Here is a 25,422-nt window from a genome sequence, read left to right as displayed (position 1 = left end):
TTTTCACCACAAAGTAGTCAAATTCACCACGCCCTGCGCTTCGACGCGGGGCGTTTTGTTGATAAATCAATATGTTATTTCTGGCATGATTCTTGTAAAACAAGCAAGAGATTTCATTTTTGGGAGAACATCATGCTGGAACTACTTTTTGTGATTGGCTTTTTTGTCATGTTGATGGTCACCGGCGTTTCATTGCTGGGCATTATCGCTGCGCTGGTTGTGGCGACGGCCATTATGTTCCTCGGTGGGATGCTGGCATTGATGATTAAGTTGCTGCCGTGGCTGCTGTTGGCGATTGCGGTAGTGTGGGTGATCAAGGCGATTAAAGCGCCAAAAGTGCCTAAATATCAGCGTTATGACCGCTGGCGTTACTAAGGGATTGTGCGGATGATCACAACCTCGGGTTTTATCCTTAGAACAAAATAGGAATTGATAATCAAATCTGTCACTATTGCGCGTCAAACAAATTCATCGAGCTGTACCCTACATACAGCCGAACTATAAAAGAAAGGGCTTCCCAGGTGGAAGCCCAATTTCTTTATGGAATCAGTAAGCTGGAACCCTGCGTCGCCCGGCTTTCCAGAATCTCATGCGCACGCCGCGCATCCTTCAGCGGGTACTTCTGATGTTCTGCGACATCCACTTTAATTACGCCGCTGGCAATCAAAGAAAACAGTTCATTACTGGCTTCAGTTAACTCTTCCCGCGTGGTGATATAGCCTTGCAGGGAAGGGCGTGTCACATACAGCGAGCCTTTCTGATTGAGAATGCCTAAGTTCACACCCGTCACCGCGCCTGATGAGTTGCCAAAACTGACCATTAAACCGCGACGTTGCAGGCAATCCAGCGAGCGTTCCCAGGTGTCTCTGCCTACGGAATCGTACACCACACGCACTTTCTTGCCGTCGGTAATCTCTTTTAACCGCTCGACCAGATTCTCTTCGCGATAGTTAATCACCTGCCACGCGCCTGCTTTTAAGGCGCTTTGCGCTTTTTGCGCCGTTCCCACGGTGCCGATAAGTTTTGCCCCTAAGGCTTTTGCCCACTGACAGGCAATTAAGCCCACGCCGCCAGCAGCCGCATGGAACAGGAACTGTTCGTCAGGTTTGATTTCATACGTTTTGCGTAGCAGATAATAAACCGTTAAGCCTTTCAGGAATGATGCGGCGGCTTGCTCAAAAGAGATCGCCGCGGGAAGAATTGCGGCTTTATCGGCATTGACGTTATGCACAGAGCTGTAAGCCCCTAACGTTGACTGTGCATAAACCACGCGATCGCCTGCTTTAATATGTTTCACGCCGCTGCCGACTTTGCTCACGATGCCAGCTGCTTCTGTGCCTAATCCACTGGGTAGCGATAGCGGCGGATAAAGGCCGCTGCGGATATACGTGTCGATAAAATTAATGCCAATGGCTTTATTTTCGACCTGGATTTCATTCTCCGCCGGATCGGCAGGCGTGAACTCCACGGCTTGCAGAACTTCCGGGCCACCGTGCTTGTGAAATTCGATGCGTGTTGCCATTTAAACTCCTTTACTGAGCGACATATCTGTTTTAAGCCTAACAGTAGTCGCCGGGCCGCGCGGGGATTTTTTCCGGGCTGTGGTCACAACCCGGAATATCTCTGGTCAGTATTGAAACAGCGTCGCCGCAATCCAGTTTTGCCACTGGCGCTCAAAGTTGGTTAGCGTTAATACGCCCCGCTCACGGCACAAGCGAATCCAGGCATGGCAATCATTAGCTTCCAGACAAACACAAATCATGTATTGCCGGGCATCCTGATTTTCTGGTCGAAAACGCCAGGTCAGGAGTGGCCCACCTGGCGTTTGCGGTGCGATACCGGCTTCGCCATCATAGACAGCCCTGGCGCCACGGCTCCCGCCACCATTTTCGATATAGCATTGTAAAGAGCGCAGTACAGCCAGCGCCAGTTGCGCACTTTGCCGCCACTGGAAAGATTGGGCGAGGCTGTTTTCATCGCTTTGAATGCCTTCCCGGCGAATATCTTCACAAAGTGTTGCTATGGTTTGCGCGGCAGTGTTGATCCCCTGCGTATGACACAAAATTGCAGCATGGTGGCTCATGGTATTTTGTATCGTTTCTCGCACGTCGTCGCGCAGCAGCCCCTGATTCAGGAACTGTTGCGCCTCATTAATCGTGCTGAGAATTTGTTGCCTCTCGAGAGGGAGGTCCAGACTTTTCTGATGAGCAATATGCAATGCACAGCGGCGGGCGAAAACTTGCCCGGCATTGAGCGCCGACCCACCAGGACGCGTCACACCATGTGTTCCGGCATTTTCTCCGGCAGCATAACAACCAGTTAGCGATGTACGCCCCCAAATATCAACATCAATTCCGCCATTAAGATGTTGATTGTTTAGCGTAAATTTTAGCGGTGAGGCTGTGAGATCATGACCATGCATCTGATACAAACGAATAGCCAGAGGATTCATCTGTGTTAATCGCGCCAGCGGTTGCGCCAGCAGGGCGTGATTTTGTTGCAGATAGTCGATGACATCATCATCCAGTTCCCGCAGGTTGAATGGCGTTCCGTCCGCTGCGGGTTCGGGTTCCCGCAGAAAATCGAGGAAAACATCGCGCCCTTTTTGTGTCTCCTCATACACCGCGACATCCAGCAGGCTGGAGCCATATTCCAGCATTCGTTCCGCGTGAAACGGCCACTGGTAACCTTTGCGAAATATCGCGGAGGCCAGCATACGAGTCGTGGGGTAATAAGCTGCCAGAAAATTATACTGACGTCCGGAGTGGTCCTGCGAGTAGATGCGCGGCATCGCTTGCATGTAAGTACCGGAAAGATTCCACGGAAATTGGCTGCGCGGTGTACCGATACCAAACTGACTCTCCGTAAGATTCACCAGGCTTATACCTGCTTCCAACGCCATGCCCAACGCACTAAAACAGTTCACCGGATAGACACTGTCACGATAAAGTTCACCTGGCCCGCCCGTGGCTAAAACCAGATGTTGGCAGCGAATTACTATCATTCGCCAGGGATTATCCCGACAGGCTTTATCGATAGCGATCACCCCTACGACTCGTCTGTTTTCTCCTTCACCGCGGGTCAGGATACGAATCGCCGTTGTGTGATCGCGCAGAGGAATATTAAGGCGCATTGCCTCCAGAGCCAGAACTTTAACCATCAGGCGAGAAGTTCGTGGGCCGCAACTGGTGGCGCGACCGAACTCATCGTGATCGGTTTGATAACGCAACGTTGCGCCAAAGAGATCTTCTGGCAGATCCAGACCCAGATATTTCAGTACTTCACAGGTGTTCACTGAGCCGACGGCTTCAACATAGGCAGTGTCATGATCCATCGAACCGCCCGCCGCCAGAGTGTCACTTAATGCCAGAAAATGGTCACCATTTGCACGGGTATTGGCGGTGTGGAGCGTTTGTTTATCAGAACCAGAACAGGCGGAAGTGCCCCAGAAGGCTTTGCTGGAGGCTACCATGATATCGACATTTTGCCGTTTCAGCTCGACGGCAGCTCGCCATCCGGCAGCACCACTGCCTAGCACCAGCGTGTTGCAGCGGTACTCAGGTAAAATGGCGCCGTTAAGGTCGATACTACCGCTGGCTTGAGCCAGCGGTGCGTAATGGGGCATTTTGATATCAGTGAGCGCCGTTAGCGTTTCGTCAATCATTGCGTCCCACCTATTTCATCAGACTTTCGATTAAGCCGCTCATTGCCATATAGCCCATGATTAGCGTAAATGCGCTTATGGCAATAAACATGACGTTTTCCCAGCGTGAGCAACGATATTCGCCCATTAACGAAGGCTTGTTCGCCAGCCAGAACATACATAAAACAGTCAGCGGCAGAATAATAGCGTTAAAGGCCTGGCTGGCAATCATCACCAATACCGGGCGTGCGTGGAACAGCGGCACAACCAGACAAAGCAGAGACATAACCGTCATCAGGATACGGTAACCTGGGCTAACTTCGTTGCTGGTATCACGCCAGTCAGCCAGCAGCCAGGGCGTTAACAGTAAATTCGGGAACTGACTGGAAAGCCCGGCAGCAACAATACCAATAACAAATAGTCCCACGGCAGCCGAGCCAGCAATAGGTTCGAGAATAATGACCATTTGCGAGGCGTTATTTAAACCTGTGCCAGTTTGATACAACGTACCCGCAGCCGCAGCCATCACCGCCGCACTGATGATGAACATCATTCCTGCACTGACAATGGCATCACGATTTTGATGAGGCAGATTGTCCACACCCCAACCATTACTTTTTACCAGAGTCGTGCGCATAAGAAACATTGCTGGCGCTACGGTGGTACCCACCATGCCAGAAATTATCAGAAATGGCGTACTGTTATCGCCAGCAACAGGATCGGGAACAGACGGAATAAATCCGGCCAGCAGATCTGCGACCGGCGGCATCATAATGAAAAAATTAATCACAAACGCCAGCCCCATAATGCCAACCAGCGCGGAGAGGATTTTGTCGAACCCGGCGTTGCTGTTGGTCCAGAGCATCACGTTAATCATAATGACCATCGCGATAGCCCAGGCGAGTGCTGAGATACCGCCACTAAACCAGGTCGTGGACCATGTTGCCATTACATCCGCCAGAATGCCCATTACCCCCATAATGGAACCACTGACGGCAACGGTTAACCCGATCAGAAACAACATAGCAACGCCAGGATGGATATGGCGACGAAATGCAGTCAACGCGCGTTCACCTGTGACGGAAGCATAACGACCATAAATACGGATTAAAAACCAGGTAACAATGCAAGAAAGCGCCACGGCCCACATCAGCGAGACGCCATAGTTTGCACCCGCTTTCGCCATAGTGGTGATACTGCCTGTCCCAATGCTGTAGCCAATAAGAAAGATGCCAGGCGCAAAGGCCGCAAGTTTTGTCATTATTCGCCGGAATAAAGAAGGCGTTTGGGGAACAGAGGTTGTCATATTCATTATCTTTCTTTCCTTGTAAGAGGCTTTCAGCGCGCCTGAAAGTGCGGGAGACGCTTCTCGGCGAATGCCTGACTTCCTTCACGAGCATCTTCAGTAGTGGCGGAAAAAGCGCCAGCAAGTGCTTCAAGCGTCGAGGCAACGGCAATACCTTCTCCGGCATCGATAACTTGCTTGGCGATCTGCACAGCAACCGGAGCACGTTGGGCGATACGTTGTGCCAGTTGCAGCCCGGCGTCGTGTAACGTTTCCCTGGCGACAACACGATTCACCAGCCCGCAGGACAGCGCACGCTGTGCATCTAGTGGTTCGCCGGTAAATACCAGTTCTTTCACCAGTGAGCGCCCAAGCAGTGCCGTCAGCCGCTGCGTTCCTGACCAGCCAGGCACTGTCGCCAGTCCGGTTTCTGGTAGCGCCATCCGAGCCTCGGCGCTACAAATACGGATATCGGCGGTAGCAGCCAGTTCCAGACCACCGCCATAAGCCAGTCCGTGCACCAGGGCGATTACGGGTTGTGGCAGTTGTGCCAGAGCGTCAAATGCCTGATGACCGCGGCGGATCCAGTTGCGCCACATATCAAGTGCAGAAAGAGAGGTCCAGCGATGAATATCCGCACCGACACAAAACGCTTTTTCACTGGCGCTGGTCAGCAGAACTACGCGGATCTCCGAATCCGTTTCCAGCGTGTGGCAATGTGTCAGCAGCTGTTCAAGCATCTCCGGGGTTAATGCGTTGAGTTTCGCCGGACGATTAATCACCAGAGTGGCAATGAAACCGTTGCGCTGGAGGTCAATAGTGCCGTTATTCATGGTGACGTCCTTGTTGAAAATAGTGGGGATTCATTAGCTTGAGATCGTCTGCCAGACGGAGTGGGGCATCGCTTTGGGCGAGAATGTCGCGTTCAGGATCAATACCAGGGGCAATTTCTGTGACCAGTAGCCCGTCTGGTGTTAATTCCAGAACGCAGCGTTCAGTGATGTACTGCACTTGCTGCCCGAGTCTTATTGCGCGTTTGCCGGAGAACGTCACGTGGGCGACTTCTTGCACCAGCTTTTTGGCTTTGCCTTCTTTAATGATACGCAGCTGACCATCATCCAGTTGCAGCTGGGCACCAGCATTGAAAAAGCCAGAGAAAATAATTCGCTTCGCATGTGAAGTGATATCAATAAACCCACCGCATCCGGCAGTGACATGTGGACGGGCAGGCAGATGCGAGACGTTTACTGAGCCATCTGCGCCGATTTGTAAAAATGACATCAGAGTGAGATCAAAACCCCCGCCCTGGAAATAGGTGAACTGCTGGGGAGAGGGCAAAAATGCTTCTGCATTAGAGGCGCAGCCGAATTGAAATTCCAGTAGTGGAACTCCGCCAATTGCGCCCTGTTCCAGCAGCCAGGTGACATCACCGTGGCGACCTTGTTCCAGTAAAATACGCGGTACATTGGCAGAAATACCAAAGCCAATATTTACCGCATCTCCACTTTGTAGTTCTTGCGCGACTCGCTGGGCAATAACCCGCGCCGGGCCATGTTCCATATAACGAAAGGCGGACAGCGGACGACTGATTTCGCCGGAAATGGCAGGTTCGTATTGTGTTTGCGTGGTTTGTGTTTGTTCCGGCGCAATCACGATGTAATCCACCAGTACACCCGGAATACGCACCTCTTTTGGTTTCAGACTTCCGGCGGCAACCTGCCGTTTTACCTGCGCAATTACGATGCCACCGTTATTGCGAACAGCTGTGGCCTGTTCCAGTGGCCCAAGATAAGCCCCTTCATGTTCATAAGTCAGGTTGCCGCGTTCATCGGCAGTGGTAGCGCGAATGATCGCTACCTGGGGCACGATGCTGGGGAAAAACAGCCAGTCGTCGTTAGCAAATCGAACACGTTCAACCAGAGATTGTTGCGCCGCTTTTTCATTCATTGCGCCGCCCTGCAACAGGGGATCCACATAGGTATCCATGCCTGTTTGTGTCAGCACGCCAGGACGATGAGCCGCCGCTTCCCGGTGCATATCAAATAAGATCCCGGAAGGCAGATTCCAGGCGGGGATCGCGTTGTCATTGATCATTTGCCAGATTAACGGAGGCGTCATTGATGATGGCCCAGAGGGGTAGGAGCCAGCGATCACTTTTGCCAGTAAACCCGATTGCGCCAGATGATCGATGCCTTTTACGCCATACATATCACCTGCGGCGATAGGGTGGATGCTGGTGATGTTTTGCGGATGTCCGGCATGTTGAAAGCGTTCACCTATTGCTGCCAGCACGGCATCAGGACACCCCATTCCACTGGAGGAGGAGACGGTGACAACTGCGCCATCAGCAATCAAATCTGCAGCTTCCGATGCAGTGATCGTGCGTACAGAGCACATAATAATTTCCTTATTTCGATATAAAAATAATTAAAAATATCAATGTAAAACAACATAATAGTGATTATAAATTAATTGGAACGATCTAATTTATGCGTAATTTGTACGATTGGCGTGCAAAAAATACAACAAGGGAAGTATGAATCTGTGATCGAATCGACGATCTCCTGCGATCCATGGCGTTAACGGATCGCATGAGTAAAAGGAGATTATGATAAAGTAAATGCCTTGATCTTATGGGGGGTTGGAGTAGTCATGGCGAAGTCGGATACAGGAAGAAAGCGGGTAACATTAACCGATGTTGCACGTGCGGCTGGCGTTTCGAAATCGACCGTGTCGCTGGTACTCAACGACAGTCCGCTTATCAAAAAAGAGACGCAACAAAAAGTCCAGCAAGCCATTGAGCAATTAGGCTATGTCTATAACCGTTTTGCTGCCAATCTGCGTTCGCAAAAATCGCTGACTATCGGCGTGGTGATTGATGATTTGACCAACCCTTTTTTCGCTGAATTTACAATGGGCCTTGAGATCACGCTGGCGGAGCACGGTTTTATCACCGTAATGTCCAATACCTCCCAGCGTAGCGATCGGCAAAAACAGGTACTTGATACCTTGCTGGAACACCACGTCGCGGGCATTGTCCTCTGTCCAGTAAACAGCACCTCAGAAGCCGATTTACAGCGTTATGCCAACAGTTCCACACCCTTATTAATCACAATGCGCCCTCTGGACTGGCAACAATTGCCCGTCGATTACGTTGGCGTGGACAGCCACGCAGGCGTCCGGGAAGCTACGGAATATCTCATTCAACAAGGGCACAGAGACATCGTGTTTATTGGGGGACTTACGCACCATATGCGTTATCAGGGATACCTGGAGGCGATGAATCATCATGATTTACAGCCGTGGAGCACTGATGCTTTTTCGCTGCGCGCTGAACCGACTCAGGCCAACGGTTACCAGTTGATGCAACAACTGTTGGATATGCCTTCTCCACCCACAGCGGTGATTTGTTATAACGATTTAATGGCTTTTGGCGCGGAGTCGGCACTGGGCGAAAGAGGATTATTTGCCGGGGAAGATATTTCGTTGATTGGTAATGATGGCGTGGCGGCTTGTGCTTACAGTAACCCGCCGTTAACCACAATTGCGGTAGAGCCATTGGCTCTGGGGAAACAGGCGGCGCAGCAAATTTTACGGCGTATTGCGCAGCCAGACGCACCGCTCAGCCATTACGTCTATCGCCCAACCCTGCAAATTCGCGCTTCTACCGGAAGACGGGGGCGTTAAATGCTGTAGCGAGAAACTGTTTCTCGCTATACTCTCTATCCCTTTTTAACAGCAGGTAACTCCATTCACTATGGCTGGAAATAAACCCTTCAACAAACAGCAGGCTGAGCTTCGCGAGCGCGATCCACAAGTTGCCGGGCTGAAAGTGCCTCCGCACTCGATCGAAGCGGAGCAGTCGGTGTTGGGCGGTTTAATGCTGGATAACGAACGCTGGGACGATGTGGCCGAGCGTGTAGTGGCAGACGATTTCTACACCCGTCCGCACCGCCATATCTTTACCGAAATGGCGCGTTTGCAGGAAGGTGGTAGCCCGATAGACCTGATAACTCTGGCGGAATCGCTGGAGCGCCAGGGGCAACTTGATAGCGTCGGTGGTTTCGCTTATCTGGCAGAGCTGTCAAAAAATACGCCAAGTGCGGCGAACATCAGCGCTTATGCTGACATCGTGCGGGAACGTGCTGTTGTCCGTGAGATGATCTCAGTTGCTAACGAGATTGCCGAAGCTGGTTTTGATCCGCAAGGGCGCACCAGTGAAGACTTGCTGGACCTTGCTGAATCCCGCGTCTTTAAAATTGCCGAAAGTCGCGCCAATAAAGACGAAGGGCCGAAGAACATCGCCGATGTGCTCGACGCTACCGTGGCGCGTATTGAGCAACTGTTCCAGCAGCCGCACGATGGCGTCACCGGGGTAAACACCGGCTATGACGATCTCAACAAAAAAACCGCCGGTTTGCAGCCGTCGGACTTGATTATCGTCGCGGCGCGTCCGTCGATGGGTAAAACGACATTTGCGATGAACCTCGTCGAAAATGCGGCGATGTTGCAGGATAAACCGGTACTTATCTTCTCGCTGGAGATGCCATCGGAACAGATTATGATGCGTTCTCTGGCATCGCTGTCGCGCGTTGACCAGACCAAAATCCGTACCGGGCAACTGGATGATGAAGACTGGGCGCGTATTTCCGGCACGATGGGCATTTTGCTCGAGAAACGTAACATCTATATTGATGACTCCTCCGGTCTGACGCCAACGGAAGTGCGCTCGCGCGCGCGTCGTATTGCCCGTGAGCACGGCGGCATCGGGCTTATCATGATCGACTACCTGCAGCTGATGCGTGTGCCGTCACTTTCCGACAACCGTACGCTGGAAATTGCAGAAATCTCCCGCTCGCTGAAAGCGCTGGCAAAAGAACTGAATGTGCCGGTGGTGGCCCTGTCCCAGTTGAACCGTTCTCTGGAACAACGTGCCGACAAACGTCCGGTCAACTCCGACTTGCGTGAATCCGGCTCCATCGAGCAGGATGCGGACTTGATCATGTTTATCTATCGTGATGAGGTTTATCACGAGAACAGTGATTTGAAAGGCATCGCGGAAATTATTATCGGTAAACAACGTAACGGCCCAATCGGGACGGTACGCCTGACCTTTAACGGTCAATGGTCGCGCTTCGACAACTACGCGGGGCCGCAGTACGATGACGAATAATAATTATTTTATGTATTAGGTAATTAAAGCAAACACTTATCAAGGAATACAAATGCAAGCGGCAACTGTAGTGATTAACCGCCGCGCTCTGCGACACAACTTGCAACGTCTGCGTGAACTGGCCCCCGCCAGTAAACTGGTTGCGGTGGTGAAAGCGAACGCTTATGGTCACGGTCTTCTTGAAACCGCGCGAACGCTTCCTGATGCCGACGCCTTTGGCGTAGCCCGTCTCGAAGAAGCCCTGCGGCTTAGAGCAGGGGGCATCACGCAACCTATATTGTTACTGGAAGGCTTTTTTGAAGCAGACGATCTGCCGACTATTTCCGCTGAACATCTGCATACTGCCGTGCATAACGAAGAACAGCTTGCTGCTCTGGAAGAGGCCAGTCTGGAGGAGCCAGTTACCGTCTGGATGAAACTCGACACCGGTATGCATCGACTGGGCGTTTTACCGGAACAAGCTGAGGCGTTTTATCAACGTCTTACGCAATGTAAAAACGTCCGTCAGCCGGTGAATATTGTCAGCCACTTTGCTCGCGCTGATGAGCCAAAATGCGGCGCGACTGAGAAACAACTCGATATCTTCAATACCTTTTGCGAAGGCAAACCCGGCAAGCGTTCAATCGCCGCATCGGGCGGAATTTTGTTATGGCCGCAGTCGCATTTTGATTGGGTGCGCCCGGGCATCATTCTTTACGGCGTGTCACCGCTGGAAGATGGCTCCACCGGTGCTGATTTCGGTTGCCAGCCTGTGATGTCACTGACCTCCAGCCTGATTGCCGTGCGTGAGCATAAAGCGGGTGAACCGGTAGGCTATGGCGGCACCTGGATTAGCGAACGCGATACCCGCCTTGGCGTGGTGGCGATGGGCTATGGCGATGGCTACCCGCGCGCCGCGCCGTCCGGTACGCCAGTGCTGGTTAATGGTCGTGAAGTGCCGATTGTTGGTCGCGTGGCGATGGATATGATTTGCGTAGATTTAGGTCCACAGGCGCAGGATAAAGCCGGGGACCAGGTCATTTTATGGGGTGAAGGTTTGCCCGTAGAGCGTATCGCAGAAATAACAAAAGTGAGTGCTTACGAACTTATCACGCGCCTGACGTCAAGGGTCGCGATGAAATACGTGGATTAATCGTTCTGTAATAGTTGATTGTCTGTGCCGGATGCGGCGTGAATGCCTTATCCGGCACGTAATATCTTGTAAATTCAATAAATTGATATTCTCGCATAGGCCTGATAAACGTCATGCATCTGGTGGTTTTGCGTTTGTCATCAGTCTTACCCTCTGGTTAATTGCCGTTCGTCGCTGAACATCCTCTCGATCTTCGCCATCTTCCGGTTTATTGTGTTTTAACCACCTGCCCGTAAACCTGGAGAACCATCGCGTGTTTCAAAAAGTTGACGCCTATGCTGGCGACCCGATTCTTTCGCTTATGGAGCGTTTTAAAGAAGACACTCGCAGCGACAAAGTGAATTTGAGTATCGGTCTGTACTACAACGAAGACGGGATTATTCCGCAACTAAAAGCTGTCGCGGAAGCGGAAGCGCGTCTGAATGCACAACCTCATGGCGCTTCGCTTTATTTACCGATGGAAGGGCTGAACAGCTACCGCCATGCCATTGCGCCGCTGCTGTTTGGCTCTGACCATCCGGTGTTACAACAACAGCGTGTGGCGACCATTCAGACGCTCGGTGGTTCGGGGGCATTAAAAGTAGGCGCTGACTTCCTGAAACGCTACTTCCCGGAATCAGGCGTCTGGGTCAGCGATCCTACCTGGGAAAACCACGTAGCAATATTCGCTGGGGCTGGATTCGAAGTGAATACTTACCCCTGGTATGACGAAGCGACTAACGGCGTGCGTTTTAATGACCTGTTGGCGACGCTGAAAACATTACCTGCCCGCAGCATTGTGCTGCTGCATCCTTGTTGTCATAACCCAACGGGCGCCGATCTCACCAACGACCAGTGGGATGCGGTGATTGAAATTCTCAAAGCACGCGAGCTTATCCCATTCCTCGATATTGCCTATCAAGGATTTGGTGCCGGTATGGAAGAAGATGCCTATGCCATTCGCGCGATCGCCAGCGCCGGATTACCTGCTCTGGTGAGCAATTCATTCTCGAAAATTTTCTCCCTCTACGGTGAGCGTGTCGGCGGTCTTTCTGTGGTGTGTGAAGATGCCGAAGCCGCAGGTCGCGTACTGGGGCAGTTGAAAGCAACTGTTCGCCGCAACTACTCCAGCCCGCCGAATTTTGGTGCGCAGGTGGTGGCTACGGTGCTGAATGATGCGGCGTTAAAAGCTAGCTGGCTGGCAGAAGTGGAAGAAATGCGTACCCGTATTCTGGCGATGCGTCAGGAACTGGTGAAGGTATTGAGTAAAGAGATGCCAGAACGCAATTTTGATTATCTGCTTAAGCAGCGCGGCATGTTCAGTTATACCGGTTTAAGCGCTGCTCAGGTTGACCGACTGCGTGAAGAGTTTGGTGTTTACCTGATTGCCAGCGGCCGCATGTGTGTTGCCGGACTTAATGCGCAAAATGTGCATCGCGTGGCGAAGGCGTTTGCAGCCGTGATGTAATGTCGTTAGCAGGTGGTTGAACAGCCGCCTGCTCAATTTTAACTTGTTGATATAATTATTATCATTGAGAATAGAGAGAAAGAAAAACTCTGCCCCTCATATAAAGCCGCTCACTTCTGGTAAGCGATATTAACCACGGACTAAATGGATATACCTACTCCATGGATAGACATTAAGCTATTAAAAAACACGAACTTCTCTCATGTGATCCTGCTCCCTTTCTCTAACAAAACCGCAGATAATCCTTCCTTTCCTCCGCTGCTGGCGTTATGGTCAGATGGTTTTTTCAACAAATCTCACAATAAAAAGTTTTAACTTACTGACTATTTAGGGAAAAATATGCGCAAGATCACACAGGCATTGAGTGCCGTTTGCTTATTGTTCGCTCTAAACAGTTCCGCTGTTGCCCTGGCCTCATCACCTTCACCGCTTAATCCGGGTACTAACGTAGCCAAACTCGCTGAACAGGCACCAATTCATTGGGTTTCAGTCGCCCAAATTGAAAACAGTCTGGCAGGACGCCCACAGATGGCTGTTGGGTTTGATATTGATGACACTGTTCTGTTTTCCAGCCCTGGATTCTGGCGCGGCAAAAAAACGTTCTCGCCAGAAAGCGAAGATTATCTAAAAAACCCAGCATTCTGGGAAAAGATGAACAACGGTTGGGATGAATTTAGTATTCCAAAAGAGGTCGCGCGTCAGCTGATTGATATGCATGTCCGCCGTGGCGACACCATTTTCTTTGTGACAGGTCGTAGCCCTACGAAAACTGAAACAGTGTCAAAAACGCTGGCTGATGACTTTCACATTCCTGCAACCAGTATGAACCCGGTGATTTTTGCGGGCGATAAAGCAGGACAAAATACAAAAACGCAGTGGCTACAGGATAAAAATATCCGAATTTTTTATGGTGATTCCGATAACGATATTACCGCTGCACGTGATGTTGGCATCCGTGGCATCCGCATTCTGCGAGCCTCCAACTCCACCTACAAACCCTTGCCACAAGCGGGTGCATTCGATGAAGAGGTGATCATCAATTCAGAATACTGATAAGTCGGGAGAGCGCCTGACTCTCCCGAATGCTGTTTTTTTAATCGCACCTTTATCCTTTCGCTGTCTTGCTGCAAACTGATTAAGAGAGTTTTATCAAGGAGCAGCACATGTGGTTTCAAAAGACGCTCACGCTTAGCGCTAAATCTCGTGGGTTTCATTTGGTAACGGATGAAATCCTGACTCAACTAGCTGATATGCCGCGTGTTAATGTCGGTTTACTGCACCTGTTGCTGCAACACACTTCCGCCTCTCTGACACTTAATGAGAATTGCGACCCCACAGTACGCTATGACATGGAGCGTTTTTTCCTCCGCACCGTTCCCGACAATGGAAACTATGAGCATGACTATGAAGGGGCAGACGATATGCCTTCTCATATCAAATCCTCGATGCTGGGGGTATCGCTCGTATTGCCAGTGCATCAGGGGCGTATTCAGACCGGCACCTGGCAGGGAATATGGCTTGGGGAACATCGCATCCACGGCGGTTCGCGTCGCATTATCGCGACACTACAAGGGGAGTAAAAAATGACCATTTCGGAGTTGCTACAATATTGCATGGCAAAACCAGGCGCAGAACAGAGTGTGCATAGTGACTGGAAAGCAACGCAAATCAAAGTGGAAGATGTGCTGTTTGCGATGGTGAAAGAAGTGGAAAATCGCCCAGCGGTTTCGCTGAAAACCAGCCCTGCGCTGGCCGAGCTTTTGCGACAGCAGCATAGCGATGTTCGTCCCAGTCGGCATCTGAACAAAGCGCACTGGAGCACCGTATATCTCGACGGCTCGTTGCCGGATTCGCAAATCTATTATCTGGTCGATGCGTCTTATCAGCAGGCGGTGAATTTGCTGCCGGAAGAAAAACGTAAATTGCTGGCGTAACTCTGAAAGGAAAAAGCCGTTCAGCAAGCGGCCTGAGAATGATGACAAACGCAAAATTGCCTGATGCGCGACGCTTATCAGGCCTACGTAACCCATGCAATATATTGAAATTGCATGTTTTTGTAGGTCGGATAAGGCGTTCACACCGCATCCGGCAAGAACAAAGCGCACTTTGTCAATAATCTGAGGCCGCTCAGAAAGCGGCCTTAACGATTACAGCATCGGCTTGAGGAAGCGTGCCGTGTGTGATGCTTCACACTCCGCGACGGTTTCTGGCGTACCGGAGACGAGGATCTCGCCGCCGCCGCTACCACCTTCCGGCCCCAGGTCGACAATCCAGTCTGCGGTTTTGATTACGTCGAGATTGTGCTCAATCACCACAATGGTGTTGCCCTGATCGCGCAGTTTATGCAGCACGTCGAGCAGTTGCTGAATATCGGCGAAGTGCAGGCCGGTAGTCGGCTCGTCGAGAATATACAGCGTCTGCCCGGTGCCGCGTTTTGACAGCTCACGCGCCAGCTTCACACGCTGGGCTTCACCGCCGGAAAGCGTGGTTGCGGACTGCCCGAGGCGGATATACGTCAGGCCAACATCCATCAACGTTTGCAGCTTACGCGCCAGTGCAGGTACGGCATCGAAGAACTCTCGCGCCTCTTCGATGGTCATATCCAACACTTCGTGGATGGTTTTGCCTTTGTACTTAATCTCCAGCGTTTCACGGTTATAGCGTTTACCTTTGCACTGGTCGCACGGTACGTAAATATCCGGCAGGAAGTGCATCTCCACTTTGATTACGCCATCGCCCTGACAGGCTTCGCAGCGTCCGCCACGGACGTTAAAGCTGAAACGCCCCGGCGTATAGCCGCGCGCACGGGATTCCGGTACGCCCGCAAACAGTTCGCGCACAGGCGTAAACACGCCAGTATAGGTCGCCGGGTTAGAACGCGGAGTACGACCAATCGGGCTTTGGTCGATATCGATGACTTTATCGAAATGCTCAAGTCCCTGAATATCTCGATACGGTGCCGGTTCGGCGATGGTTGCGCCATTCAACTGGCGTTGGGCAATCGGGAACAGCGTGTCGTTAATCAGCGTCGATTTACCGGAACCTGAAACACCTGTAATGCAGGTAAACAGACCGACCGGCAGCGTCAGCGTTACGTCTTTCAGGTTGTTGCCACGCGCGCCTGTCAGCTTCAACACTTTTTCCGGATCCGCCGGAACGCGTTTCTTCGGCACTTCAATCTTGCGTTTGCCGCTCATGTACTGCCCGGTCAACGACTCCGGCACGGCCATAATCGCTTCCAGCGGACCTTCCGCGACCACTTCACCACCGTGTACACCCGCGCCCGGGCCAATGTCGATAACGTGGTCAGCGGCGCGAATCGCGTCTTCGTCGTGCTCCACCACAATCACGGTATTACCGAGATCGCGCAGATGGATAAGCGTACCCAACAGGCGCTCGTTATCGCGCTGGTGCAGGCCGATAGATGGCTCATCCAGCACGTACATAACGCCAACCAGCCCCGCGCCAATCTGGCTCGCCAGACGAATACGCTGGGCTTCACCGCCGGAAAGCGTTTCTGCCGAGCGGGAAAGTGTCAGATAGTTCAGACCGACGTTAACGAGGAATTTCAGACGATCGCCAATCTCTTTGAGGATTTTTTCTGCAATCTTCGCCCGCTGACCAGCGAGTTTGAGATTGTTGAAAAACTCCATCGCATGACCAATGCTCATGTCGGAGATAGCAGGCAGCGGCGTATTCTCGACATACACGTGGCGTGCTTCCCGACGCAGACGTGTTCCGTCGCAGCTGGTACACGGGCGATTGCTGATAAACTTGGCTAATTCTTCGCGTACCGCGCTGGATTCCGTCTCTTTATAACGGCGCTCCATATTGTGCAGCACGCCTTCGAACGGATGACGACGAATGGAGGTATCGCCACGATCGTTCATGTATTTGAATTCGATGTTTTCTTTGCCAGAACCGTACAGCACCACTTTATGCACGTTCGCGCTCAGGCTGCCCCACGGTGCTTCGACGTCGAACTTATAGTGATCTGCCAGCGATTTCAGCATCTGGAAGTAATAGAAGTTGCGGCGATCCCAGCCACGGATCGCACCGCCAGCCAGCGACAGTTCCGGATTCTGGATCACGCGGTCAGGATCGAAATATTGCTGTACGCCGAGGCCGTCACAGGTCGGGCAGGCCCCCGCCGGGTTGTTAAACGAAAACAGACGTGGTTCCAGTTCACGCATACTGTAGCCGCAAATCGGACAGGCGAAGTTGGCGGAAAATAGCAGCTCTTCCGCTTTTGGATCGTCCATATCAGCGACGACCGCTGTACCGCCAGAAAGCTCCAGCGCCGTTTCAAACGACTCAGCCAGACGTTGGGTGAGATCGTCGCGCACTTTGAAACGATCAATAACCACTTCAATGGTGTGTTTCTTTTGCAGTTCCAGTTTCGGTGGATCGGAAAGATCGCAGACTTCGCCATCTATGCGCGCACGGATGTAGCCTTGACTTGCCAGATTCTCCAGCGTTTTCGTGTGTTCGCCTTTGCGCTCTTTAATAATCGGCGCCAGCAGCATCAGACGTTTACCTTCCGGCTGCGACAGCACGTTATCCACCATCTGGCTGACAGTTTGCGCCGCCAGCGGAACATCGTGGTCCGGGCAGCGCGGCTCACCGACGCGAGCGTATAGCAGACGCAAATAGTCGTGGATTTCGGTGATTGTCCCCACCGTAGAGCGCGGGTTATGAGACGTCGATTTCTGTTCAATTGAGATGGCGGGTGAAAGCCCCTCAATATGGTCGACGTCCGGCTTTTCCATCAGTGACAGAAACTGCCGCGCATAGGCGGAAAGGGATTCAACGTAACGACGCTGCCCTTCGGCATATAAGGTGTCGAAAGCGAGCGAGGATTTGCCAGAACCCGAAAGCCCGGTCACGACAATGAGTTTGTCGCGGGGGATAACGAGGTTGATGTTTTTTAGATTATGGGTGCGGGCGCCCCGAACTTCGATCTTATCCATTCACCTTTCCCGGATTAAACGCTTTTTTGCCCGGTGGCATGGTGCTACCGGCGATCACAAACGGTTAATTATGACACAGAATGACCTGAATGAATATACAGTGTTGGAATGTGAAACCCAGAGCGCGATGTAACAATGTTTGACCAGAATTGTTTAGCGGAACCGAGGTCACAACATAGTAAAACCGCTATTGGTAATGCTACAATCGCGCGTTTACACTTATTAGAACGTTTTTTTTCAGGAGACATGAACATGGCCAGCAGAGGCGTAAACAAGGTTATTCTCGTTGGTAATCTGGGTCAGGACCCGGAAGTACGCTACATGCCAAATGGTGGCGCAGTTGCCAACATTACGCTGGCTACTTCCGAATCCTGGCGTGATAAAGCGACCGGCGAGATGAAAGAGCAGACTGAATGGCACCGCGTTGTGCTGTTCGGCAAACTGGCTGAAGTGGCCAGCGAATATCTGCGCAAAGGTTCCCAGGTTTATATCGAAGGTCAGCTGCGTACCCGCAAATGGACCGATCAATCCGGTCAGGATCGCTACACCACGGAAGTGGTGGTGAACGTTGGCGGCACCATGCAGATGCTGGGTGGTCGTCAGGGCGGTGGCGCTCCGGCTGGCGGTAACGTCGGTGGCGGTCAGCCGCAGGGCGGTTGGGGTCAGCCTCAGCAGCCGCAGGGTGGCAATCAGTTCAGCGGCGGCGCACAGTCTCGCCCGCAGCAGTCCGCTCCGGCAGCGCCGTCTAACGAGCCGCCGATGGATTTCGATGACGATATCCCATTCTGATTTTGTTTTAAAACAATAGATTATATTGTTTTAAGGTAGGTGATTAGCGCATCTGCCAGGGATAAAAAAAGAAGCCTCCATAATGGAGGCTTCTGCATATCACACCAAAATCATCGGCCATTGTGGCGGTGCCTGATTTGTGGCTTCGACCATTACCGACTCAATATTGTGCCAGATTGCGGCAATATCCATCATGGTGATTCCGAGCAGTCCCATCGCGAACCAGCAGGCGGAAACAACGCCCAGGCCACTACTGATCACCGCGAGTCCTACGTAATCAGACCGACGAAAACGGATGTTGAGCGTACTTGCCAGAAACATCAGTACGGCGCTAAGAAGCTGCCAGCGAAGAAGAACCACGCCAGTGGTGAGGGTAGCCATCGAACATTTCCTCTGAAAATAACCGATGCCCTGGACAGCACGGTGTTGTTCACGGGAGGCGTGATGCACTCTGGCTATCATGGGGCTTGCAAAATACCAAAATGAAACAATTAGTGCGTTTCATTATTTTTGTGAACTATATCACAATTGGTTGTTTGTTAGCCAGATAGAGTCGCTATTTTTATTAGCATGCTTATTTTGTGGTTTTTCAGTGGCGTCGCGGAAATACAAAATATCGTATCTTCCTGATTGACTCGCATTTTTTAGTAAATTCTTTTTGATATCAGCGTGTTATTTTTAATAAAACAACGATTATAAAGGTATCAATTTCAAATCAGGCAAAAGTGCTATTTATACCGTAAGATTTATCTAACGTCGTCGGTGGCCAGGGTTTTCACCTTGCAATGACCAGCTATAACCAGACAGGGAATTGATAGAAATGAGTCATCGTGCACGACACAAATTGCTGGCGTTGCCGGGCATTATCTTTGTAGCACTCCTCCCCATCATCCTGTCACTATGGATTGCCTTCATTTGGGCAAAATCAGAAGTGAACAATCAGCTTCGTGTCTTTGCCCAACTGGCGCTGGATAAATCCGAGCTGGTCATTCAACAGGCAGATTCAGCGAGCGATGAAGCGAAACGCTATCAGGGGCAAGTTTGTACACCGGATCATCAAAAGCGAATGTTGAATATTATTCGTGGCTATCTTTATATCAATGAACTGATATATGCCCAGGATAACCATTTTTTATGTTCTTCACTTATCGCCCCTGCTGACAGATATATGATCGCCCCCGCGGATTATAAGCGTGACCCTGACATTTCTATCTATTATTATCGCGATACCCCTTTTTTCTCCGGTTATAAAATGACTTATATGCAGCGGGGTAATTATGTGGCGGTCATCAATCCTTTATTCTGGAGTGAGGTGATATCTGACGATCCGACGCTACAATGGGGCGTGTATGATACGGTGACGAAAACCTTTTTTTCGTTAAGCAACCAGGCCTCGGCTGAAACGTTTACTCCGTTAATTCATCTGAATGATTTAACGGTGCAACGAAATGGTCATTTGTATGCAATGGTACATTCGACAAAACGCCCAATAGCGGCCATTGTTGCCACTTCAAATAAACGTCTTATCGCTCATTTTTATAATCATCTTATTTTTGCTTTGCCCGCAGGTATTTTTTGCAGTCTGGTACTCCTGTTACTCTGGTTGCGGATTAGCCAGGAGTACCAGTCACCCAAACGCAAATTGCAACGCGCCCTCGAAAAAAGACAGCTTTGTCTTTATTACCAGCCAATTATCGATATCAAAACAGAAAAATGTATTGGCGCTGAAGCGTTGCTACGTTGGCCAGGTGGTCAGGGGCAAGTGATGAGTCCGGCAGAGTTTATCCCATTGGCGGAAAAAGAGGGGATGATTGAGTTAGTCACTGATTATGTTATTGATAATGTATTCAGCGATCTTGGGGCGTATCTGGCAACACATGCCGATCGCTATGTTTCTATTAACCTGTCGGCCTCCGACTTTCATACATCGCGTTTAATTGCGCGAACCAATCAGAAAATAGAGCAATACGCGGTGCGTCCGCAGCAAATTAAATTTGAAGTTACTGAACATGCGTTTCTTGATGTCACCAAAATGACGCCGATTATTCATGCTTTCCGTCAGGCCGGTTATGAAGTTGCGATTGATGACTTCGGTATTGGCTACTCCAACTTACACAACCTTAATTCATTGAATATCGATATTTTGAAAATCGATAAATCGTTTGTTGAGACGCTGACCACGCACAAAACCAGCCATTTGATTGCGGAACACATCATTGAACTGGCGCACAGTCTGGGGCTAAAAACGATAGCGGAAGGGGTAGAAACGTCGGAGCAAGTTAATTGGCTGCGCAAACGCGGCGTGCGTTATTGCCAGGGCTGGTACTTTGCAAAGGCGATGCCGCCGCAAATGTTTATGGAATGGACAGGGAAATTACCCGCACATGAGTTAATGTGCGGGCAATAATTCTAGATACGGTGGCGATAATCGCTGGGAGTGCGATCAAACTGCCGACGGAAAACGCGGGAAAAGGTCTGCTGCGAGACATACCCAAGATCCATTGCGATATCAAAAATAGGGCGCTCGGTGGTGCGCAACTCAACGGCAGCCAGTAACAGGCGGCGTTGACGAATGTAATCACCAAGTGTCTGATGCGTTACCGTGCGGAACATCCGCTGTAAGTACCACTTTGAATAACCTGATTTTTTTGCGACGACATCAATGTTCAGTGGCTGGTCAATATGCTCGTCAATCCATGCGATAAGATCCTGAATAATTTTCTGATGGGACATAAATCTGCCTCTTTTCAGTGTTCAGTTCGTTAATTCATCTGTTGGGGAGTATAATTCCTCAAGTTAACTTGAGGTAAAGCGATTTATGGAAAAGAAATTACCCCGCATTAAAGCCTTGCTCACCCCAGGCGAAGTGGCGAAACGCAGTGGGGTAGCGGTATCTGCACTGCATTTCTATGAGAGCAAAGGGCTGATTACCAGTATTCGAAATAGCGGCAATCAGCGACGATATAAGCGTGATGTGCTGCGATATGTGGCGATTATCAAGATTGCTCAACGTATTGGCATTCCATTGGCGACTATTAGTGAAGCATTTGGTGTGTTGCCTGAAGGGCATACATTAAGCGCCAAAGAGTGGAAGCAGCTTTCTTCGCAATGGCGAGAAGAATTAGATCGGCGCATTCATACCTTAGTGGCTCTGCGAGATGAACTGGACGGTTGTATTGGCTGCGGCTGCCTTTCGCGTAGCGACTGCCCGTTGCGTAACCCGGGCGACCGCTTAGGGGAAGAAGGTACTGGCGCGCGTTTGCTGGAAGACGAGCAAAACTAAAGCGCCACAAGGGCGCTTTAGTTTGTTTCCGGTCTTTGTCTTTCACTCTATCCCGCTGGTACACAGGAGGGTTTCCCCCGACGTCAACACACCTCATTCGAGCACGTGGTGGAGGTTCCGGTTGGTGTTGATACTTTAATTGTATGCCGCCTCCGTATTTTCGCCAGTGCAAAAAGACGCTTTTTAGACGCAATGTTTTTGCCATCTTGCACGATTTTTTACTGCAACCCTTCGCTACAAGCTACCTACAAATGCCGTAATTTTGCGCATCGACGATAACGTTTGCGCATCAATTGCCTGGTTTTTCATCGTCAATACAAGAAAAGGGAAAAAAGCAGCAAACTTCGGTTGAAAAAGCCGCTATGATCGCCGGATAATCGTTTGCTTTTTTTTACCACCCGTTTTGTATGCGCGGAGCTAAACGTTTGCTTTTTTGCGACGCCCCACATTGTCGCAAACCTGAAGCAGGAAGATAACGTTTCGCTGGCAGGGGATTGTCCGCCACGCATCTTGACGAAAAATAAACTCTCAGGGGATGTTTTCTATGTCTACGCCATCAGCGCGTACCGGCGGTTCACTCGACGCCTGGTTTAAAATTTCACAACGTGGAAGCACTGTCCGTCAGGAAGTGGTTGCCGGGTTAACAACGTTTCTGGCGATGGTCTACTCGGTCATCGTCGTTCCGGGCATGCTGGGTAAAGCAGGCTTCCCACCAGCAGCCGTTTTTGTTGCGACCTGTCTGGTTGCCGGGATTGGTTCTATCGCGATGGGGCTGTGGGCCAATTTGCCGCTGGCTATCGGTTGCGCTATCTCCCTGACCGCGTTTACTGCATTCAGCCTGGTGCTGGGGCAGCATATTAGCGTTCCGGTCGCGCTGGGCGCCGTGTTCCTGATGGGGGTGCTGTTTACAGTCATTTCTGCAACGGGTATCCGTAGCTGGATTTTGCGCAACTTGCCACACGGTGTGGCGCACGGTACGGGGATTGGTATCGGCCTGTTCCTGCTGCTGATTGCTGCGAATGGTGTTGGCCTGGTCATTAAAAATCCGCTCGACGGTCTGCCGGTTGCGCTGGGTGATTTCGCCACCTTCCCGGTCATTATGTCGCTGGTAGGTCTGGCGGTGATCGTCGGTCTGGAAAAACTGAAAGTGCCGGGCGGCATTCTGCTGACCATTATCGGTATCTCGATTGTGGGCCTGATCTTCGATCCTAACGTTCATTTCTCCGGCGTTTTCGCTATGCCGTCTCTGAGCGATGAAAATGGTAACTCGCTGATTGGTAGCCTGGATATTATGGGCGCGCTGAATCCGGTGGTACTGCCGAGCGTACTGGCGCTGGTGATGACGGCGGTCTTTGATGCGACCGGAACCATCCGTGCAGTCGCCGGTCAGGCGAACCTGCTGGATAAAGACGGGCAGATCATTGATGGCGGTAAAGCGCTGACCACCGACTCCCTGAGCAGCGTTTTCTCAGGCCTGGTGGGGGCGGCTCCGGCCGCGGTATACATTGAGTCTGCGGCGGGTACGGCAGCGGGTGGTAAAACCGGTCTGACGGCAATCACCGTTGGCGTGCTGTTCCTGCTGATTCTGTTCCTCTCTCCGCTTTCTTACCTTGTTCCAGGTTACGCAACGGCTCCTGCGTTGATGTATGTTGGCCTGCTGATGTTGAGTAACGTGGCGAAAATCGACTTTGCTGATTTTGTTGATGCGATGGCGGGGCTGGTGACGGCGGTATTCATTGTACTGACTTGTAACATCGTGACCGGCATTATGATCGGTTTCGCGACCCTGGTTATTGGCCGTCTGGTTTCTGGCGAATGGCGTAAGCTGAACATTGGTACGGTTGTTATCGCCGCGGCACTGGTGACCTTCTACGCGGGTGGCTGGGCTATCTAATCTTTAATAAGATTCTGAAAACGGGTGGCAATGGCTGCCCGTTTTTATTTTCTCCGTACATTGTGTGAGCTTTTGCGATATTCTGAAAAAACTGAGAATTCAGGCATAACGCCTTTCTCAAACCATAAAACATCGCAAACAGGGAACGCATGGAAATCTTCTTTACCATACTGATAATGACCCTCGTGGTTTCGCTGTCCGGGGTGGTCACTCGTGTCATGCCCTTTCAGATCCCGCTTCCGCTTATGCAAATCGCCATTGGTGCGCTACTGGCGTGGCCGACGTTTGGTTTGCATGTGGAGTTTGATCCTGAACTCTTTTTAGTTTTGTTTATCCCGCCGCTGCTCTTTGCTGATGGCTGGAAAACGCCGACCCGTGAATTTCTCGAACATGGTCGGGAGATCTTCGGTCTTGCGCTGGCGCTGGTGGTAGTCACCGTAGTCGGCATTGGCTTCCTCATTTACTGGGTGGTGCCAGGCATTCCGCTAATTCCGGCCTTTGCGCTGGCGGCGGTGCTCTCTCCGACCGATGCCGTGGCGCTCTCCGGGATTGTTGGCGAAGGGCGAATACCGAAAAAAATCATGGGCATTTTGCAGGGCGAAGCGTTGATGAATGACGCCTCCGGCCTGGTGTCGCTGAAGTTTGCCGTGGCAGTCGCGATGGGAACTATGATCTTCACTGTTGGCGGTGCGACGGTCGAATTTATGAAAGTCGCGATCGGCGGTATTCTCGCGGGGTTTGTGGTGAGCTGGCTATATGGTCGCTCGCTGCGCTTCCTGAGCCGCTGGGGCGGCGATGAACCTGCGACACAGATAGTCCTGCTGTTCCTGCTGCCGTTCGCCTCTTATCTGATTGCCGAACATATTGGCGTTTCCGGTATCCTTGCGGCAGTTGCTGCCGGGATGACCATTACCCGTTCAGGCGTGATGCGCCGTGCGCCGCTGGCGATGCGTCTGCGTGCGAACAGCACCTGGGCGATGCTGGAGTTTGTCTTTAACGGCATGGTGTTCTTGCTGTTGGGCCTGCAACTGCCGGGCATTCTGGAGACGTCGCTGATGGCGGCAGAGATCGACCCGAACGTCGAAATCTGGATGCTGTTTACCGACATCATCTTGATTTACGCAGCGCTCATGCTGGTCCGTTTCGGCTGGCTGTGGACGATGAAAAAGTTCAGTAACCGCTTCCTGAAGAAGAAACCGATGGAGTTTGGTTCGTGGACCACACGAGAAATTCTTATCGCGTCTTTTGCCGGGGTTCGCGGGGCTATCACCCTGGCTGGTGTGCTCTCTATTCCGCTGCTGTTGCCGGATGGCAACGTCTTCCCGGCGCGTTATGAGCTGGTGTTCCTGGCGGCTGGCGTCATTCTCTTCTCGCTGTTTGTTGGCGTGGTGATGCTGCCTGTTCTGCTGCAACACATTGAAGTCGCAGATCATTCTCAGCAGCTGAAAGAGGAACGCATTGCGCGCGCGGCAACGGCAGAAGTAGCGATTGTGGCGATCCAGAAAATGGAAGAGCGACTGGCGGCGGACACTGAAGAGAATATCGACAACCAGTTGCTTACCGAAGTCAGCTCGCGCGTCATCGGTAACCTGCGTCGTCGTGCCGATGGCCGAAACGACGTTGAAAGCTCCGTCCAGGAAGAGAACCTGGAGCGTCGCTTCCGTCTGGCGGCGTTGCGTTCTGAACGTGCGGAACTTTATCACCTGCGCGCCACGCGGGAGATCAGCAACGAAACGCTGCAAAAGTTGCTACACGATCTTGATTTGCTGGAAGCGTTGTTAATAGAAGAGAACCAATAACGCTTTG

Annotated in this window: 21 protein-coding genes; 13 read left to right on the top strand and 8 right to left on the bottom strand. The window is 51.4% G+C overall.

What is annotated here, in order from left to right; all coding sequences use genetic code 11:
• Positions 1-132 precede the first annotated feature (132 nt).
• The gene (gene pspG, locus FEK43_RS06645) at positions 133-375 is read left to right on the top strand and encodes an envelope stress response protein PspG (RefSeq protein WP_000891404.1); all 243 of its coding nucleotides are present in this window, start codon (positions 133-135) and stop codon (positions 373-375) included.
• Between the two features lie 163 nt (positions 376-538).
• On the opposite strand, the gene FEK43_RS06640 is transcribed toward pspG, so the two are convergent.
• The 5 genes from FEK43_RS06640 to FEK43_RS06620 form a co-directional block, all read right to left on the bottom strand.
• A complete protein-coding gene (locus FEK43_RS06640) occupies positions 539-1,522 on the bottom strand; it encodes a quinone oxidoreductase (RefSeq protein WP_135408639.1) in 984 nt (327 codons plus the stop codon).
• A gap of 105 nt (positions 1,523-1,627) precedes the next feature.
• Complete coding sequence (locus FEK43_RS06635; RefSeq protein WP_135408640.1) at positions 1,628-3,664, bottom strand: FAD-binding protein; 2,037 nt, start codon at positions 3,662-3,664, stop codon at positions 1,628-1,630.
• Positions 3,665-3,674: 10 nt separating this feature from the next.
• On the bottom strand, positions 3,675-4,904 hold the full coding sequence (locus FEK43_RS06630) for an Nramp family divalent metal transporter (protein ID WP_165383314.1): 1,230 nt from the start codon (positions 4,902-4,904) through the stop codon (positions 3,675-3,677).
• Positions 4,905-4,981: 77 nt separating this feature from the next.
• Positions 4,982-5,761, bottom strand: a complete 780-nt coding sequence (locus FEK43_RS06625) for an enoyl-CoA hydratase/isomerase family protein (protein WP_130205804.1) — start codon at positions 5,759-5,761, stop codon at positions 4,982-4,984.
• Positions 5,754-7,325 carry a malonate decarboxylase subunit alpha gene (locus FEK43_RS06620; protein ID WP_135408642.1) on the bottom strand — a complete coding sequence of 524 codons (1,572 nt, stop codon included), beginning with the start codon at positions 7,323-7,325 and terminating at the stop codon, positions 5,754-5,756. Before FEK43_RS06620 ends, FEK43_RS06625 begins: the two co-directional genes overlap by 8 nt.
• Positions 7,326-7,580: 255 nt before the next feature.
• Here FEK43_RS06620 and FEK43_RS06615 point away from each other — a divergent pair, with 255 nt between their 5' ends.
• The 7 genes from FEK43_RS06615 (at position 7,581) to FEK43_RS06580 (ending at position 14,614) form a co-directional block, all read left to right on the top strand.
• Positions 7,581-8,615: a LacI family DNA-binding transcriptional regulator gene (locus tag FEK43_RS06615; RefSeq protein ID WP_130205808.1), complete on the top strand. Its 1,035-nt coding sequence runs from the start codon at positions 7,581-7,583 to the stop codon at positions 8,613-8,615.
• A 70-nt stretch (positions 8,616-8,685) separates the two neighbouring features.
• Positions 8,686-10,101 carry a replicative DNA helicase gene (dnaB, locus tag FEK43_RS06610; RefSeq protein ID WP_130205810.1) on the top strand — a complete coding sequence of 472 codons (1,416 nt, stop codon included), beginning with the start codon at positions 8,686-8,688 and terminating at the stop codon, positions 10,099-10,101.
• 52 nt (positions 10,102-10,153) lie between these two features.
• Positions 10,154-11,233: an alanine racemase gene (gene alr, locus FEK43_RS06605; RefSeq protein ID WP_130218569.1), complete on the top strand. Its 1,080-nt coding sequence runs from the start codon at positions 10,154-10,156 to the stop codon at positions 11,231-11,233.
• Between the two features lie 253 nt (positions 11,234-11,486).
• The gene (gene tyrB, locus FEK43_RS06600; RefSeq protein ID WP_135408644.1) at positions 11,487-12,680 is read left to right on the top strand and encodes an aromatic amino acid transaminase; all 1,194 of its coding nucleotides are present in this window, start codon (positions 11,487-11,489) and stop codon (positions 12,678-12,680) included.
• 339 nt (positions 12,681-13,019) lie between these two features.
• Complete coding sequence (gene aphA, locus FEK43_RS06590; protein WP_130205816.1) at positions 13,020-13,733, top strand: acid phosphatase AphA; 714 nt, start codon at positions 13,020-13,022, stop codon at positions 13,731-13,733.
• Between the two features lie 110 nt (positions 13,734-13,843).
• Positions 13,844-14,260, top strand: coding sequence for a secondary thiamine-phosphate synthase enzyme YjbQ (locus tag FEK43_RS06585; protein ID WP_130205818.1), 417 nt, complete (start codon positions 13,844-13,846; stop codon positions 14,258-14,260).
• Positions 14,261-14,263: 3 nt separating this feature from the next.
• Positions 14,264-14,614: an MmcQ/YjbR family DNA-binding protein gene (locus tag FEK43_RS06580; protein ID WP_135408646.1), complete on the top strand. Its 351-nt coding sequence runs from the start codon at positions 14,264-14,266 to the stop codon at positions 14,612-14,614.
• Between the two features lie 213 nt (positions 14,615-14,827).
• Here the strand turns inward: FEK43_RS06580 and uvrA are convergent, their stop codons facing one another.
• Positions 14,828-17,650 (bottom strand): excinuclease ABC subunit UvrA, encoded by a 2,823-nt coding sequence (gene uvrA / locus FEK43_RS06575; RefSeq protein WP_130205822.1) that lies wholly within the window; start codon positions 17,648-17,650, stop codon positions 14,828-14,830.
• Positions 17,651-17,902: 252 nt separating this feature from the next.
• Here uvrA and ssb1 point away from each other — a divergent pair, with 252 nt between their 5' ends.
• On the top strand, positions 17,903-18,439 hold the full coding sequence (gene ssb1, locus FEK43_RS06565) for a single-stranded DNA-binding protein SSB1 (protein WP_000168309.1): 537 nt from the start codon (positions 17,903-17,905) through the stop codon (positions 18,437-18,439).
• Between the two features lie 99 nt (positions 18,440-18,538).
• Here ssb1 and FEK43_RS06560 read toward each other — a convergent pair whose 3' ends face one another.
• Complete coding sequence (locus tag FEK43_RS06560; protein WP_064525602.1) at positions 18,539-18,820, bottom strand: YjcB family protein; 282 nt, start codon at positions 18,818-18,820, stop codon at positions 18,539-18,541.
• Positions 18,821-19,259: 439 nt separating this feature from the next.
• Between FEK43_RS06560 and FEK43_RS06555 the strand changes: the two genes are divergently transcribed.
• Positions 19,260-20,846, top strand: coding sequence for an EAL domain-containing protein (locus FEK43_RS06555; protein ID WP_135408649.1), 1,587 nt, complete (start codon positions 19,260-19,262; stop codon positions 20,844-20,846).
• Positions 20,847-20,848: 2 nt separating this feature from the next.
• Here FEK43_RS06555 and soxS read toward each other — a convergent pair whose 3' ends face one another.
• Positions 20,849-21,172 carry a superoxide response transcriptional regulator SoxS gene (soxS, locus tag FEK43_RS06550; RefSeq protein WP_000019357.1) on the bottom strand — a complete coding sequence of 108 codons (324 nt, stop codon included), beginning with the start codon at positions 21,170-21,172 and terminating at the stop codon, positions 20,849-20,851.
• Positions 21,173-21,257: 85 nt separating this feature from the next.
• Here soxS and soxR point away from each other — a divergent pair, with 85 nt between their 5' ends.
• The 3 genes from soxR (at position 21,258) to FEK43_RS06535 (ending at position 25,415) form a co-directional block, all read left to right on the top strand.
• Positions 21,258-21,722, top strand: coding sequence for a redox-sensitive transcriptional activator SoxR (gene soxR / locus FEK43_RS06545; protein WP_000412432.1), 465 nt, complete (start codon positions 21,258-21,260; stop codon positions 21,720-21,722).
• A gap of 544 nt (positions 21,723-22,266) precedes the next feature.
• Positions 22,267-23,616: a guanine/hypoxanthine transporter GhxP gene (gene ghxP / locus FEK43_RS06540; RefSeq protein ID WP_130205830.1), complete on the top strand. Its 1,350-nt coding sequence runs from the start codon at positions 22,267-22,269 to the stop codon at positions 23,614-23,616.
• Between the two features lie 149 nt (positions 23,617-23,765).
• Positions 23,766-25,415, top strand: a complete 1,650-nt coding sequence (locus FEK43_RS06535; RefSeq protein WP_130205832.1) for a Na+/H+ antiporter — start codon at positions 23,766-23,768, stop codon at positions 25,413-25,415.
• Positions 25,416-25,422 lie beyond the last annotated feature (7 nt).

It is taken from the genome of Escherichia sp. E2562 (assembly GCF_005781075.1).
In the GTDB taxonomy this organism is placed as follows: Bacteria; Pseudomonadota; Gammaproteobacteria; order Enterobacterales; family Enterobacteriaceae; genus Escherichia.
The sequence above is the reverse complement of the archived record's forward strand: the minus strand, read 5'-3'. Positions and strand labels throughout refer to the sequence as shown.